Here is a 13729-nt window from a genome sequence, read left to right on the forward strand (position 1 = left end):
ATAACCTCCCCACTTACCGCGCAGCGCCCCTCTGTTCGCGCAAGTGCGATCTGTCGAGCACGGCGGTAAGCCGCACGTGCATACGACGCACGCCAGGGGTTTTCAGTTGCGCGTGATCGTTCTTGTTTGGCAGTTCTTCTGGATGCTGAGCCCGCTCCGCAGGCCGGACATGCGCCCGACCGGACGAGCTTCCCGCATCCTTGGCATAACCTAGACATCAGACACCCTCTTTTTCGCCGCTTCATACTCACGCCGCGCCGCTTCAAATGCGTTGCGCTCACGCATCGCTGATGCTTTCCGGCGCTCCCAGCACACCGGGCAAAGCCCATGACGAGCCGCCACGGTGCGCTCCCTCACTTCATACGTCCCACAACATGGACAGAGTTCTCCAGCGCGTACTCTGAGAGACACACCTAGACGAGATGCTCGCTTCCTAACAGCTGTAGCTGAGCGCCCGAGTGCGTGCGCGATCAAGTCAGCCCCATCGCCTCGGTGGCTGATGAGATAGCGCTCCTCTTCATCTGTCCAGGGATCTCTTGTCACATTCGTGTGACATCTTTTTTTATTGCTCATAAAAATTTCACGACCACACTCCCGCCTGTCAGACTCCATAGTTGATCGAGCTTCCCCCGCGCTCGTCTTTCTCCGCGCTTTCCTCCTTGCTATACCCCCCTTCTCTCCTATCTCCAACAGCTTATTTTCTTTTTAAGGCTCTCTAGAGCTTTTTTTAGGCTTTCTAGTTTGTCATGTGGATACTTGCTAAGCTTTGATCTAAAACGCCTTGTATTCGCGATCTCGTTTTGTTTTACGGCTATTCCAAGCGCTTTTACATAGCTCAAATTTCCCAGAGTCTCACGTAGAGACCGGACGGGTCTGACCACGCCTGGAAGATGTGAAGCTCAGCCACGAGCTTGTCGTCTTCGATAAAACCCAATCGCTCTAAGGCATCCATCAGGGCTTTTGCTGAGTTATCCGCATCCGGCTTTGCCGTGTATGGCTCGCCCTGGGCGCGTTTGCCCCGCGTTGGGTAGCACCACCTGATCTCTGTCCCAATTGCTCCGTGCAAGGGCTTTTTAGGCACAAAAGGCGAGATAGCAGCCTCAATCGCTGTTCTAGCCTCTGCCAGATCGTCCGAGTCAAAGATCGCTCCGGTCTTCGTGTTGACCCGCTTACCGTTTGCTCCGGTAGCTGTTGGCGGGCGTCTCATAGGCGCGAAGAACTCCAGAGAGCCAAGCCTCAGGTCAGACTGAGTATTTCTCATTTCGCTTGCTCCTCAATCCAGTAGCCATCTCGAATCGCTGCGACCTTCGAAGCCTCCCAGCCATCCAGAAATTCCCGCAATAGCCGCGTGAGTAGATCTTCTCAGTAGCCTCTTTACCTAGGTTTTCTTGATTCGACGTCTCTCGGCTATCATGGGTCTGGTCGTCTAATGTGTCCTGTCTAGGTAGCATTTCGATCATTTTTCTTCTGTCTTTCCGTTAGGGGTCACCGACTGCGGGGTGGGCTGTAGGCTTGCAGCATCCAGCGCGCAAAGGTGTGCGCGCGACTTATGCGCGCACACCGTGCCTACAGTCCACCCCCGGTGGTTGTGGGGTGTAACCCCTACTACGTAGTAGTAGGATTTACAAGGGGTTTTTAACAAGGGGTTGTCCCTGAGTTTTTTAGACTCTACAAGGGGGCGGGGTTCGTTCATTCGGCTATACATTGGTTTTTCTAGAAGCGCTGGTAGAACGCTTTCTGTTTTTCATTTTATGCATTTTACCCATCGACCTCAGAATCCCAATCCATGGCCGTATTCTCGATCTCGACAAGCTCGTCTCGACCATCGTCGCTCACTCTGAATGGACTCCAGCTCGCGCTGGAGCGCGTCCAGTTCTGAAGCATTGACCTAGAGACGGGCTGTCCTTGCACCGCTTTGATACGCTTCAAGACCTCTGCGCGTGTGGCAATTACCCCGTCCGCCGCACAGGCCGCAACCGCTTCCCTCATGGCTGAGACCTTCTCGCGCTGCGTCCTTTTTGCCTGGCTAACAGCAGCCTCTGTGCCTTTCGCGCGCCGAGCTGCCAGAGTTGGCATTTCTCCTTCAACCGTAAGATCTGAGAGCGCTCCTGTGGCGTCTGCTCGATGTGCTGGATGCTCGAACCAGAGGTCTTTAGGCTCAAATCGTGGGAACTCTCGAAGCGTGCCCTCAATCCTCCAGGCAGTCCAGCCACGTGATTTCGCAGTGATCTGTTCGCTTGTATCTTTGAGCACCTGGTAGATGTCTTGAGGCAAGCTGTCTGCTGCCCAGCGACAAAGCTGCACGACTCCTGATTGAGCTTCGAGCGGTGCGGCTTTTCTCCAATCGGGTACGTGGTGATCCATAAGAGTTTTCAACACCGACCATGTGCGCTCGAGATCGTGAGCTTGTCTGCAGGCATCGGTCATTTCAAGCGCGGTCATGTCGAGCAGGGCGTCTGGGTCGCGTGCAAATACGCCTGAGCCAGACGCTCTGTCCATTGAGCGCTTCTGCCCCTGCATGCCTTTGCTGTGGTGGTGGCAGTAGATAACCGCGCATCCGACTTGTTGAGCAATTCGGTCGAACTGATTACAAAATGCGGCCATCTGGTCGGCTGAATTCTCGTCTCCAGTAATGACTTTATAGATAGGATCTATAACAACTGCGGCTGGTCTGCGTCTCAAAGCACGTCTGATCAAAGACGGCGCTAATTTGTCCATTGGCACAGATCTCCCGCGCAAATTCCAGACGTCAATCGAAGCGATGTTGTTCGGCTCCCAGCCTAGCGCGTTGTAAACGTCCTGGAAGCGATGGAGCGCACTTGCCGGGTCAAGCTCTAGGTTGACGTAGAGCACACCGCCCTGGGCGCACTTCCACCCAAGCCAGTCTCTTCCCTCAGCAATCGCGCAGCAAAGCTCAATCAAGGCGTAGCTCTTGCCTGCCTTAGAAGGACCCGCTAAAAGCATTTTATGTCCCTGGCGGAGCACCCCTTCAATAAGTGGTGGTGCCAGCTCAGGTAGGTTATCCCACGCAGCAGCTAAGCTCTCAGGCTCTGGCAAATCATCAGAGATCTCTTGAATCCAGTCCCACCACTCTGTCCACGTGGCCATGCCCGAGTCAGTAGCAATGAGGCGCTGGTAGGCGTCTTTTCGCTGGACTCCTGGCATACGTGAGAGGCGTGAGGGGTTTTTGTTCTGAGCATCAGGTGCGAGACCGTTTTTCCGGCAGATGTCATAGAGCAGATCAACGCGCTTTCTGTACTCCGCGTAGTCCGCAGCATCTACCCTCACGATCGCGTGGATTGACTTGCCGCCTGAGTCCACGATCGCGGCACACGGGAGCTTCAGCTCACGGATAATCGCAAGCTGCATCTCGCGGCTGATCTCGTCGGACTCGACCAGTGCGTAGCGAAACTCAGTAACGTTGGTGTTTCGCACGCCCTCGCCATCAAGCGGGTTAAATCGGATCCAGGCACCCGCCTGCGGATTGAGATCTCCCAGTGCGGCACCGATGTCGCCTTTACAGGCGTCTAAGGCTCTTAAGATTTCTCCTGCAGTTCTCGCATACGTGCCCTTAGACGGGAGCCACCTGCCTTCTCGCTCCCAGGCTTCACTGACATAGCCTACGTATTCGTCCTCTTCAAAAAGCGCTGAAATATAGTCAGAAATTTCTCGCACCGGATCGACCCCAGCGGCAGGCAGTATCTCTTCTGGCTCTGTCCAGCTCGGGTCAATCAAGGCTCCTGTAATCTCAGAATCCCAGCTAATAGCTTCATCAGGCAAGCGAGAAGGCGGTGTCCAACCGCGAGCTCGCGCCATCATAGCTAGCGTTGCGGGTCCTATGCGATCAGCCTTTGTGCTGCTAAATCCTGACCATTTCTTTGCGCACTCGCCTGGATGGTAGCGCGCAGCATCGCGAGCGCTCCAGCTCTCCCAGGCATCCAGTGGAAGCTCTGCTGCGTGCAAAGCCATGCCGACCTCTACCCACTCGGCGTAGGAAAGAGTAGCCGGATCAATACATCCAAGCGCGCCAATGAGATCGGTGTGTTCGTTCGTATCAATCACGACTCATCCCCTCCTTCCATATCTTTAGGCTTCCACTCTGCCGCAGAGACTCCATGCGGTAGCCGCCAGCCGTTTGACGCAATCCGGGTAATCATCGAAGAGGCACCTGTGGACGACCACGTGCCCACACGCCTAAAGCCGTAGCGCTCAAGCAAGCGAATCTGCTTAGGCGTGGCCAAGCCCTCAGCGCGGCGCTTTGCCAAGCGGTCAAGCAAAAGACTCGCTTTGCCCGCGCACTCCTGCTCACCGAAGACACCGTAAGACTCGAGGGCTTTGATCTGCTGATCGCTTGCCGGAGCCATCTCCCAGGCAAACTGGGGGATATAGCCGGAAAGATCTTCAGCAGCAATTGACATCTCAAACTGCAAAGGATCAACGAGCTTGGCTTTTTTACGGCGCTGCTCTGCAAGCTTGGTAGCGAGCGCTTCTTCTCGCTGAGCGATGACATCTTCTTGTGCCACCACTTCAACCTCAGTAATATCTTCTGGCGCGCCAGCTTTCTCTAGAATCTCTGTCATCCTCGTGGCAACCGCTGCGTCTTGTGCTACAAGGTGCGCCGGTCGGCATAGATCCAGCCGTTCTGTGAGCCAAATGAAATCAAGGATAAGCAGGCTCTCTTTGCCAGGCGCGAGTCGCGTGCCACGGCCGACCATCTGAGCGTAGAGTGCTCGCACTTTCGTTGGACGAAGAACTACGACGCAGTCCACACTCGGGCAATCCCAGCCCTCAGTTAAAAGCATCGAATTGCAAAGCACCGTGCCTTTACCTGCCGCATCATAGGCGGCGAGGATCTCTGCGCGATCAGGGCTTTGGCCGTTCACCTCACGAGCGTCAAGCCCTGCGGCGATAAGCATTGCCTGAAATTTCTTTGAAGTGGCGATCAGCGGCAAAAACACAACGGTTTTTCTGTCGCGGCATCCCGCCTCGATCATCATGCGCGCAATCTCTGGCAGATATGGGTCAAGCGCTGTGCCAACCTCTTCTGCTGCATAATCTCCAGCGCGCGATGACACACTGGTCATATCAATTTTTACCGGAAGCGTTTGCGCCTCCAGAGGGCAAAGATAGCCCTCACGAATTGCGGTGGGCAAAGTGTACTCAAAGGCAAGCGAGTCAAAGACCTCGCTCATGTCACGGCGGTCTCCTCGATCGGGCGTGGCCGTGACACCTAGCACGCGAGCATGAGAGAAGTAATCAAGCACCGCTCGATATGACTGCGTAAGGGCGTGGTGAGCCTCATCAACCACAATGAGATCGAACCGATTCGCACCAAGAGCAGCGAGGCGCTTGGGGCGGCAAAGTGTCTGCACCGACCCCACAGTTACTGCCTCAAATGTGCCTACGCTGGTAAGATCTGCCTTTTCTACACTCGCCGCAAGTCCGGTGGTCTTTTGAATCTTATCGGCAGCTTGCTCGAGCAACTCACCGCGATGGGCAAGCACGAGCGCGCGGCCACCGGTATCTACCACGCGCTTTATGACTTCAGCAAATACAACAGTCTTGCCGGTGCCGGTAGGCAAGACGATAAGCGTACGGCGGCGGCCAGAAGCCCATTCAGCCTCGACCGCATCAGCCGCCGCCCTTTGATAGGGTCTCAGCTCCATGTTAGAACACTCCCGGTGCCGGTGCCTGGGCTGCCCGAACAGCGGCATCTATGGTTGCTTGCACGGCGGGCGGTGCCTGGACAGTATCTGCAGGAGGTGTCCAGCCGCCTTGCGCGGGCACGCTAGGCGTTGGCTGCGTGTTTGCTTGGTCTGGCTCAAGAAATGCCTTTACTTCGTTTCCTTGTCGCTCAGACCCGTCGTTTCCTGTCCAGGATCGCAAGCTGAGCGACAGCCTTCCCGATGCTCCAGGAACCGATGACCAGTCAGGGCGAAAGGGTTCATCGCCCGAGCCTGCAGGTCTTAAGCCCACACAGGTAAAGAACTGCGCAATTTTCCACATGACTTTTTTATTTAAGAAGAGCCGCTCAAAGATCTTGCGACCAACATACTCGCCCGTTGTGACCTCAAGCTCGAGCTTGGCCACCGGGCAAGCTGCCATCTTTGCCGAGCCGTTGAACTGGCCGCGCTCGAACTTAGATACGCGAAAATCGTACTCACCAGCAGGGAGCGGATCAAAAGACGGGGCACTGCCCTCTACCTCAGAGTCCCATGTGAGCGCAGTGTTGTCGTTTTCCACCATGTTATTGCCTTTCTATTATTTGGTATCCGGCATGCCTTGAGCGATGTAGCTCGTGATCTGTGGCCATACGCTTGTCAGCCATCCAGCGAAGTCCTCACGAAGCGCCGAGAAAGGCGTATCACGCGTGATATAGCCCTTCTTCGCGAGCGCTTGTAAGAGGAGCGCTTCTTCAATGCCATCTGAGCGCATGAGATCCCGAATTGGTGCGAGCCACTGTGGCTCTGTTTGAGCTGCAGGCTTCGGCTTTGGTACAGCTTTTGTAGCTGAAGCGCTTGTTACGTGCTCAGGCGTAGCTGAGGTGGCCGCAGAAGCAGTAGCAGCCTTACGAGTTTTTGTGGCCGCTGGTGCCTTTTGCGCTGTTGGAGCGTGAGCTGCAGGCGCTGGCTTTGTTTGCGCTGGAGCAGAAGTTGCGGCATGCGCGTTTTTAGCCTGGACGACAACTGCGGGCTTTTGTGGAATGTGCGGGGCAATCTGTGCCCAGTCCATCGGAACCTCATCAGATAGACCCCAGCGGTTTTTAGCATCCCAGGTTGCCGCGTGCGTAGTTCTCAGCACACGAACCTTGCCACCTTGAGCCTTTTTGCGCTTACCGTTTGCGTCAGCATCTACCACGATTGTTTTGTATGTGGCAAAAAGTACCGCGTCTGCCCACTCTTTGACCATGGGTGCGGTCTGGCGGCGCAAGAGCTTCAGCTCCCAGCGATCATATGCTCCCATCTCATCGGGTAGCTCGAACTTAGAGATGGTGGCATGTGCGGTCAGCACGATATTTACGCCGCGATCGCGCACTTCACTTAAGAGGTTTAAGAGATGCCCGAACTCTTCTTTAACGTAGGTATAGCCCTTGCCATAACCCGGATCTTCAATGCCTGACCAGCCTTTGCTTTTGCAGACCTGCTCAATGCAGAGCTTTTCTGCCCAGTCAGCTGTGTCGATGACGAGTGTCGCGCACTCCTCTGGGAAATCGCGGATCCAGCTCACCTCTTGCATGAGCATCGTCCAGGATGTAGGCGTGGGCAGACGCCGGACGTTTAGGTGCCCTGAGCCGCCTTCGGTGTCGATAAAAAGCGCTCCAGGGAACTGCGCAGCGAGCGTTGTTTTGCCGATTCCTTCAGGTCCATAGATCAAGACGCGTTGTGCTTGCGTGATAGCCCCGCTCGTAATTGGAAACATTAGAAGACCCCTTCCGTGAAGGTTTTGGCAGGCTCAGCGGGCGCATTGAAGCTGCCGTCGAGCAAATCTTTTGGAACTGCCGGAATCTCAGGAAGCGGAGTCTCAGGCGCTAAAGCCTCAGGTACTGAAACCTCAGGGGCTGAAGCAGCCTCAGGGATATCTGTACCAGGAGCGGGGATGACATTTGCGCCAACCACGCGCCCGTCTTCAATCACGACCGTGCAGGTGCCGTCCGTGGCCACGCGGGTGCCGATGACCTGTAAATCCTGCTCTTGTGCCCACGCGCCGAACTCTGCCAGGGTGGCCGGATCCATTTTTTCCAGCTCGTCCACCAGCACAAAGCCGCAGCTCGGCTTAAGTGCGCGCACGACAGCTGTGGCGACACGCAGCTGCTCTGAGCCGCTCATATCTCCCCAAACAGCCCCGTTATAAACGAGCTTGCCATCTTCTACCGTGAGTCCAGGTAGCGGCATGCCAGCGCCTTCAAGCAAAGCAGCACGTCGGTCGCGAATCGCGGCTACCTCTTCGTCCAGGGCGCGATACTCCTCATCCAGTGCGTCTGCGTCAGCTTCCATCTGTGCCCGGCGCTGATTGGCGCGCACGCGCTCATTGATGGCGTCGATCTCGGCGAGCTTCTCTTCAACTTCAGCCGTCGACTCCTCCTGGATCTCTCCGGCGGTCTTCTTCGCGTCTGCAACATCTGTCTGCAGCCGTTTCACCTCTGCTGCCTCAGTAGCTGCTCGCTCTGTTAGCTCCCGGATGCGCTCACCGGTAGCTGCAAGCCGCTGCTCTGCCAAGATCAGCTCAGATGCCAGCTCGTCTGCTTTTGCGCGGAGCCGCTGGCGCTCGCCATTGCGTGCCAGGATGGCTGATTGCTCAGCGATGAGTTCGGTAGCACTTACCGGCTCTGCTGGTGCATCAGCAAACCACGGCGCATCTTCTGCGACTTTGCGCTTTGCTCGCTTTTGCTGACCGACCGCCAGGCGAATATCTGACTTTTTGCTCAGCTCGCGGTCGAGTGCTTCTAGCTCTTCGCCCACGCCAATGATGCGCAGCAGCTCTCCTGCCTTTTCGCGGTCACTCATTGCCATGAACTTCGGTAAGTCCAGCGCCAGCTCTTCAATGAGTCCATTGATGAGAGCCTGTCCTGCGCGTCTGCCCTCTGGGTCAGTAACCTTAAGTGAGCAGTTTTTACCTGAGCGCTCAACGACCAAGCCGTTAGTCAGCTCCACGCGCATTGCGGCGGGCGTGGCGCTCCCCTCTCGCGTCGGCTTGTCTGGGCGCTTGCGCTCCCCGCCTAAGGCGTAAGCGATCGCGTCTAAAACGGAAGTCTTTCCTTGCCCGTTTCGTCCACCAATGACAGTGAGACCATCTGGTGCAGGCTCTAAGCTGAGCGCCCGTACTCGCTTAACGTTTTCTAACTCCAGACTTGCAATTTTTACTGGGGACTTGTTCTCGTCCATCTCAGTCATAGCATCTCCTTCATGAGTTTTGCTAGCGTGATTAACTAGCAGTACGTGGTGCTCGTTTTGAAAAGTGGTTCTCTTTTTGCGTAAAACGGTTCTCGTTTTACAAAAGTGGTTCTCGTTTTATATAGATGGTTCTCGTTTGAGCTAAACACTTATATAGGTAGTTCTCGTGGTCAAGCGTTTGTGTGTCTAGCTTTTTAGCTTGCCGCGCATGATGAGTCGCGCGATCTCTTGCTCTGCTTGAGCTGCTGTGGCATCTGCCGGTATTGCCAAGATATGGCGCATGCGCACAGGACCCGTCGTGTTATAGCCACCGAGCTCTGCGTAGCGAACAGCTACCCATTGGCCACGTTCGCGGTAGGCTTTCCAGCCAAGTAAGCTACTCATTCGTTACCCTCAAACAACGGCAGCTCTTCGACGATTGAGCGGATACTCACCTGCACGGCCTTACCGGTGAGATCGAGCATCTCTCGCAGCTCATCAATTTGGTTCTTTGGCTGATTTACGCTCAGCGTAAGCGTGGTTTTGCCTGATTTAGATTGAATCTGCTCAAGCATGCATTCAATTATCAGTGGCTGGTTTTCAGTCATTCTGATATCTCCTTGTCATGTATTGCCCGAGCAATGCCGCGTTTCATGCGATCAGCCCGGTCTCGCTCACGTGCGAGCTCACGATCTCGCTCTATCAATGCATCAGCGAGTGTTCCTTTGATTCGCGCCCAGGCGGCTTTGGACGCCGCATCAGCTGCAATCCGGCGTGGTGCGCGCTCGTATAGCTCTTCTCGCTGCTCAGGCGTCATAATCAAAACAGCCTCACCAAGCGCGAGTAAGAGTTGGTCTTTTTCTGATGGCGCAGGAACCGCTTGTACTGAGGTGAGTACCTTCTCAGCTCGTTTAGCAAACGGCTCGGGTATTCGTGCTCCCCCGCGCTCGTAGCTGGTATATGTTCCAGTCGATACACCACAAGCCGCCGCAGCTGCTCGTTGCGTAAGCCCTGATGCCGCACGGAGCTTTTTCAAATCATCGCTTTTCATGTCCCACCTCCTTTTTATGAGAGACCGAAAAAGGAGCGGACAAACAGCCCAGCGATATACAACGCTTTCCAAAACTGCGGCATTGCGTTGACCATGAACCATGTAAACGGAATGATAAGCACACCAATCAGAATGCGAACTGCAGGTTTAATTTCCATGGGTACCCGCCTCAATCCAAGCATCCACCCACTCAGGGCGTACGAGTCGACCCTGCCTGCGTCCTGCCGGAAGATGGCTTTTCAGTCGCCCAGCGTTGACCTCAGCGTTTAAGGTTGCGTACTTAATACCAAGCACACGCGAGATCTCAGTGACGCTATAAAGTGGTTTTCGCGGCAGCCCATAGCGCACAGCATCAGCTGCAAAGCCGCCTCCATCAGGTGCGGGTACGCTATCAGCGTTTTTGAGTGCTTCTTCAACCGCGCGAGCAACTGCATCTGCAATTTGGCGCGACAATGTAGTAACATCCATAGGTGACCTCCTTTTTGGTCGAGAAAGGCTCCAACGTTGCGTCTGTGGTGGCCTTTCTTTTTTTCTCGATACCGTGTTTGTTTTCGGGGTACACGTCCCCGCGAGCCTGTTTTTCGTGCGCGTTTCCTTTGGCTCAAGCACGAATCCCTTACCACGCGAGAGATCAACGCTTTTTCCGTCGGTGTTAGCGACGCTCTATGCGATTTTCAAGGTACGTATAGTTGGTTAGCTGGTGTTAGTCGCTCGACTCAAGCACTTGTGCGCCAGCAAAGAGGTAATCGAGCCGCATACTTGGGAAAAACTTCATCTGAATCTTTCGCGCTTCATCTAGCGTCGTAGGGATGCGCTCATTGCATTTCAAACAGAAGTTGTTTTCAGTCATTCCTAGAAAATCGGCAATTTCGGCTTGTGTAATTCCCTTACGGCGCATCTCAGCTTTAAGGTTCTGTAATGCCATAATTCTTTATCACCTCCTTATGTGATCTCATAATCTAGCGCAAGCATATATGAGATTCAATAAGATTTCAACGAAATTTAGGAAAAATATTATTATGGTAGCTAAGACAAAGGCTCCGATTATTTGGTTACGTAGAGAAACAGGTGATCATGGTGGGTCGGGTTGAGGATGAAATTAGAGATATGATTAACTTCCAATTCGGTAGCGTACCTAGGTTCGCACAGGAAATTGGGTTGCCTGCCCAGACCGTCTATTCCGCTTTGCGCAAGGGGCTTTCCGGGGCATCAGTTGCAACTGTAATGCCGATCGTCGCAAAGCTTGGTCTTGATCCTGTATGGATCGTTAAAAACCAGTTGCGAGAGCGAGACGAAGATGAAAGCAAAAACTTCACCTACGTACCACTGTACGGGTCAATTGCCGCAGGTTCTCCAATTGAGATGATTGAGGTGGACGACCACCACCCAATCCCCAATGCCGTGTTCAACGCCTACCCGCGCGCCTTCCTGCTTGAGGTAAACGGTGAATCTATGAACCGCGTCATCCCCAACGGTTCATATGTTCTCGTTGACCCATGTGTTGACGTAGATAGAGATATGGAGCCATACGCTGTATGTGTAAATGGGTACGACGCGACAATTAAACGTGTGCGGAAACTCGAAAACGGCTTTGAGTTGGTTCCCGATTCAATCGACCCGACGTTTCGCCCGAAGATATATGACTACGGCGTTGAAGGAACTGACGAAATAACGATTATCGGGCGCGTTGTTTGGTACTGCATCCCGTTTGATTGGTCGTTTTAGAGCCGCAGGTATTGGCTAAAGGCGTTGTCGTGTGGTTTCAATCGGCAGAAGAGACGGATTAGGAAGGGTTGAGCACTTATGCAGCTGAAAACAACGATCAACCTATGGGTTAATGAGGATGCGGTGCTTCAGCCAGAAAGCCCACTCGAGGTCGTGAAGGTACGCGGCGGCTACATCGCAAAATGCAACGGAGAGACCGTCGGGAAGATCCAGCCACGCTATACGCGTTTTCTCGACACAGACCATGGTCTTAAGCCTGTGATCATGAAAATTGAGGGCAGAAACGTCACTGTCGGGTTTTATGGCGCTGACGTCGGCTCTATCCGTGGCAAGAATGGAATGATCGAGCTAAAAGATGGCCAGCTTACGTTTACTCAGTTTGCAAACCAGCAGACACAAACCAAAAGCATTGAGGGTGTCCAGGCGTCTGTAGAGACCGGAGAGCAGCTGCATGAGCGCGTTACGCTTACGCGCGTAGCACTTTTCGGTATCTTTGCCCTTGGCCTGAAAAAGCGCGCCGGGGGTGAGCGCTATCTCGTTATTGATGGAAAAGACTTTGCCTGGGCGCTTGAGGTCGATTACAAGCATGCAAACGAAGCGTTCAAGTTCGCAACCATGCTCAACAACGCCGTAAAAGAGCTGAGTTCCGAAGAAGCTCTGCCTGGATCATCGCCAACAGAAGACTCCGGCGGATCTTTCTTAGATGAACTTGAGCGCTTAGCTGCGCTTAAGTCTTCCGGAATGCTTGATGAAGATGAGTTTCAGATAGCAAAGCGCAAGATATTAGGGATATAGCCCGAAAAGAACTGCGCTCCCCCACTTTTGCTTGGCGGCAAGGGGAAGCGCAGCACGAGAACCACCTACAGAGAGGCGGTGGCTACATTATGCCACGCAAAGCAATGAGACGAGCCTGGGGCAGTGTCACCGAGGTAAAACGCGGTAAGAAATACGTAATCCGGTGGCAGCAAAATACCGATCAGGGTCGTAAGCGAAAGAGTAAAACGATATATGGCAGCTATCGCGATGCTTGCCTGGCGCTCGACCAACGCCACGTAAACCTAGCAGACGATGCCCCAATGCCCACTGTTGGAGAGGTGTGTGAGCGGTGGTATCGCCCCTGGCTTACCAAACGTTTTGAGGCAGGCGAGATAAAAGCCGGATCGCTCGATCTCTACGTGAGTAAACTCGTCAAACATGTACTTCCTCGATGGAAAAACACTCCGGTTGACTCAATTAAGCTTCTTGCCGTCCAAGAATGGATCTCGTCTCTTACTGCTCACCAGGCGAGTATTTGTATTTTGATATTGCGCAAAATTGTAGATATGGCGGTCAAATATGAAATTATTCCAGTAAACAAGCTACTTACTAAGTTTGACATGCCAACAAAAAACAGCCGAACAAAAACTAAGCGGATTTACACTCTCTCAGAGGCGAACGACATGTTCTATCAACTACGCGGGACAATCATTGAGGCTCCCTTCATCCTCTCTTGTTTCGGCTCAGCGCGAGCTGGCGAGTCCATTGCGGTTAAGCGTGAAGAGGTGCGGAGAGCTGAGGCTTCTGGGATAGAGTTTGCGATCGTACCCATTCGACGCAGAATCGATAAACTTACAAATGCTCCAACGGCAGATGGAGACCTGAAGACCTCTCAAAGTATGCGCGAGCTCATCATCCCCGAGCCCTACGGAACACGGCTGCTTGAGATAGCAGAAACTGGATATGTTCAAGGGAGCGAATGGCTCTCTCCAAAAGAAGACGGTGCCACTATGAGTCACTCGGCATTTTTTAATTTTTGGATCAAGTACGGGGGTAAGAATCGTATTCCGTGGTCGAACCTACGGACATCTTGGAGAACGTTCGCTCAGATGGAATGGGGCATCGACTACGACACGCTCGAGCTTCTCATGGGGCATCAGCTCCCCGGAGTGACGGGTGCTCATTATCTCAGGCCATCGACAGTTCAACTCTTAGCGCGCGTAGCAGAAGCTCTATCAACTTTGTAAAACTAAGGTACCTAAAGGGATATTTAGGGATATTTATAAATGTTTCCGCAGGTAGAATGGGTATTTAACGAAAATACGGC

General features: G+C 53.7%; 15 protein-coding genes. 3 read left to right on the forward strand and 12 right to left on the reverse strand.

The features are described 5' to 3' along the window. Nucleotides 1-210 precede the first annotated feature (210 nt). From K6V98_RS08590 to K6V98_RS00055, 12 genes are all read right to left on the reverse strand, one after another. Nucleotides 211-342, reverse strand: a complete 132-nt coding sequence (locus K6V98_RS08590) for a hypothetical protein (protein WP_306792626.1) — start codon at nt 340-342, stop codon at nt 211-213. Nucleotides 343-835: 493 nt separating this feature from the next. Then, the gene (locus tag K6V98_RS00005; protein WP_222198485.1) at nt 836-1261 is read right to left on the reverse strand and encodes a RusA family crossover junction endodeoxyribonuclease; all 426 of its coding nucleotides are present in this window, start codon (nt 1259-1261) and stop codon (nt 836-838) included. Nucleotides 1262-1758: 497 nt separating this feature from the next. Next, nucleotides 1759-4062 carry an AAA family ATPase gene (locus tag K6V98_RS00010; RefSeq protein WP_222198486.1) on the reverse strand — a complete coding sequence of 768 codons (2304 nt, stop codon included), beginning with the start codon at nt 4060-4062 and terminating at the stop codon, nt 1759-1761. Continuing rightward, complete coding sequence (locus K6V98_RS00015; protein WP_222198487.1) at nt 4059-5666, reverse strand: DEAD/DEAH box helicase; 1608 nt, start codon at nt 5664-5666, stop codon at nt 4059-4061. The genes K6V98_RS00010 and K6V98_RS00015 overlap by 4 nt, the downstream gene beginning before the upstream one ends. A 1-nt stretch (nt 5667) precedes the next feature. Beyond that, complete coding sequence (locus K6V98_RS00020; RefSeq protein WP_222198488.1) at nt 5668-6246, reverse strand: DUF669 domain-containing protein; 579 nt, start codon at nt 6244-6246, stop codon at nt 5668-5670. Nucleotides 6247-6261: 15 nt separating this feature from the next. Continuing rightward, a complete protein-coding gene (locus tag K6V98_RS00025; protein ID WP_222198489.1) occupies nt 6262-7419 on the reverse strand; it encodes an ATP-binding protein in 1158 nt (385 codons plus the stop codon). Then, nucleotides 7419-8891 (reverse strand): ATP-binding protein, encoded by a 1473-nt coding sequence (locus K6V98_RS00030; protein WP_222198490.1) that lies wholly within the window; start codon nt 8889-8891, stop codon nt 7419-7421. Before K6V98_RS00030 ends, K6V98_RS00025 begins: the two co-directional genes overlap by 1 nt. A gap of 186 nt (nt 8892-9077) precedes the next feature. Next, nucleotides 9078-9275 carry a hypothetical protein gene (locus tag K6V98_RS00035; RefSeq protein WP_222198491.1) on the reverse strand — a complete coding sequence of 66 codons (198 nt, stop codon included), beginning with the start codon at nt 9273-9275 and terminating at the stop codon, nt 9078-9080. After that, the gene (locus K6V98_RS00040) at nt 9272-9478 is read right to left on the reverse strand and encodes a hypothetical protein (RefSeq protein ID WP_222198492.1); all 207 of its coding nucleotides are present in this window, start codon (nt 9476-9478) and stop codon (nt 9272-9274) included. Before K6V98_RS00040 ends, K6V98_RS00035 begins: the two co-directional genes overlap by 4 nt. Further along, nucleotides 9475-9921, reverse strand: coding sequence for a helix-turn-helix domain-containing protein (locus tag K6V98_RS00045; RefSeq protein WP_222198493.1), 447 nt, complete (start codon nt 9919-9921; stop codon nt 9475-9477). The genes K6V98_RS00040 and K6V98_RS00045 overlap by 4 nt, the downstream gene beginning before the upstream one ends. A gap of 147 nt (nt 9922-10068) precedes the next feature. Beyond that, on the reverse strand, nt 10069-10389 hold the full coding sequence (locus tag K6V98_RS08600; RefSeq protein WP_306792627.1) for a helix-turn-helix domain-containing protein: 321 nt from the start codon (nt 10387-10389) through the stop codon (nt 10069-10071). A gap of 235 nt (nt 10390-10624) precedes the next feature. Beyond that, nucleotides 10625-10846 (reverse strand): hypothetical protein, encoded by a 222-nt coding sequence (locus tag K6V98_RS00055; RefSeq protein WP_222198494.1) that lies wholly within the window; start codon nt 10844-10846, stop codon nt 10625-10627. 152 nt (nt 10847-10998) lie between these two features. On the opposite strand from K6V98_RS00055, the gene K6V98_RS00060 reads away from it, so the two are divergent. From K6V98_RS00060 to K6V98_RS00070, 3 genes are all read left to right on the forward strand, one after another. Next, the gene (locus K6V98_RS00060) at nt 10999-11646 is read left to right on the forward strand and encodes a LexA family protein (protein WP_222198495.1); all 648 of its coding nucleotides are present in this window, start codon (nt 10999-11001) and stop codon (nt 11644-11646) included. Nucleotides 11647-11724: 78 nt separating this feature from the next. Next, entirely contained in the window at nt 11725-12441 is a 717-nt protein-coding gene (locus K6V98_RS00065; RefSeq protein WP_222198496.1) for an SHOCT domain-containing protein, read from the forward strand. 89 nt (nt 12442-12530) lie between these two features. Next, complete coding sequence (locus K6V98_RS00070) at nt 12531-13649, forward strand: site-specific integrase (protein ID WP_222198497.1); 1119 nt, start codon at nt 12531-12533, stop codon at nt 13647-13649. Nucleotides 13650-13729: the final 80 nt, after the last annotated feature.

It is taken from the genome of Collinsella ureilytica (assembly GCF_019795105.1).
GTDB classification, from domain to species: domain Bacteria; phylum Actinomycetota; class Coriobacteriia; order Coriobacteriales; family Coriobacteriaceae; genus Collinsella; species Collinsella ureilytica.

Coding starts and splice junctions, on each gene's coding strand:
- K6V98_RS00005 (WP_222198485.1), bottom strand. CDS start 1,261: ATGAGAAATACTCAGTCTGACCTGAGGCTTGGCTCTCTGGAGTTCTTC.
- K6V98_RS00015 (WP_222198487.1), bottom strand. CDS start 5,666: ATGGAGCTGAGACCCTATCAAAGGGCGGCGGCTGATGCGGTCGAGGCT.
- K6V98_RS00020 (WP_222198488.1), bottom strand. CDS start 6,246: ATGGTGGAAAACGACAACACTGCGCTCACATGGGACTCTGAGGTAGAG.
- K6V98_RS00025 (WP_222198489.1), bottom strand. CDS start 7,419: ATGTTTCCAATTACGAGCGGGGCTATCACGCAAGCACAACGCGTCTTG.
- K6V98_RS00030 (WP_222198490.1), bottom strand. CDS start 8,891: ATGACTGAGATGGACGAGAACAAGTCCCCAGTAAAAATTGCAAGTCTG.
- K6V98_RS00035 (WP_222198491.1), bottom strand. CDS start 9,275: ATGAGTAGCTTACTTGGCTGGAAAGCCTACCGCGAACGTGGCCAATGG.
- K6V98_RS00040 (WP_222198492.1), bottom strand. CDS start 9,478: ATGACTGAAAACCAGCCACTGATAATTGAATGCATGCTTGAGCAGATT.
- K6V98_RS00045 (WP_222198493.1), bottom strand. CDS start 9,921: ATGAAAAGCGATGATTTGAAAAAGCTCCGTGCGGCATCAGGGCTTACG.
- K6V98_RS08600 (WP_306792627.1), bottom strand. CDS start 10,389: ATGGATGTTACTACATTGTCGCGCCAAATTGCAGATGCAGTTGCTCGC.
- K6V98_RS00055 (WP_222198494.1), bottom strand. CDS start 10,846: ATGGCATTACAGAACCTTAAAGCTGAGATGCGCCGTAAGGGAATTACA.
- K6V98_RS00065 (WP_222198496.1), top strand. CDS start 11,725: ATGCAGCTGAAAACAACGATCAACCTATGGGTTAATGAGGATGCGGTG.
- K6V98_RS00070 (WP_222198497.1), top strand. CDS start 12,531: ATGCCACGCAAAGCAATGAGACGAGCCTGGGGCAGTGTCACCGAGGTA.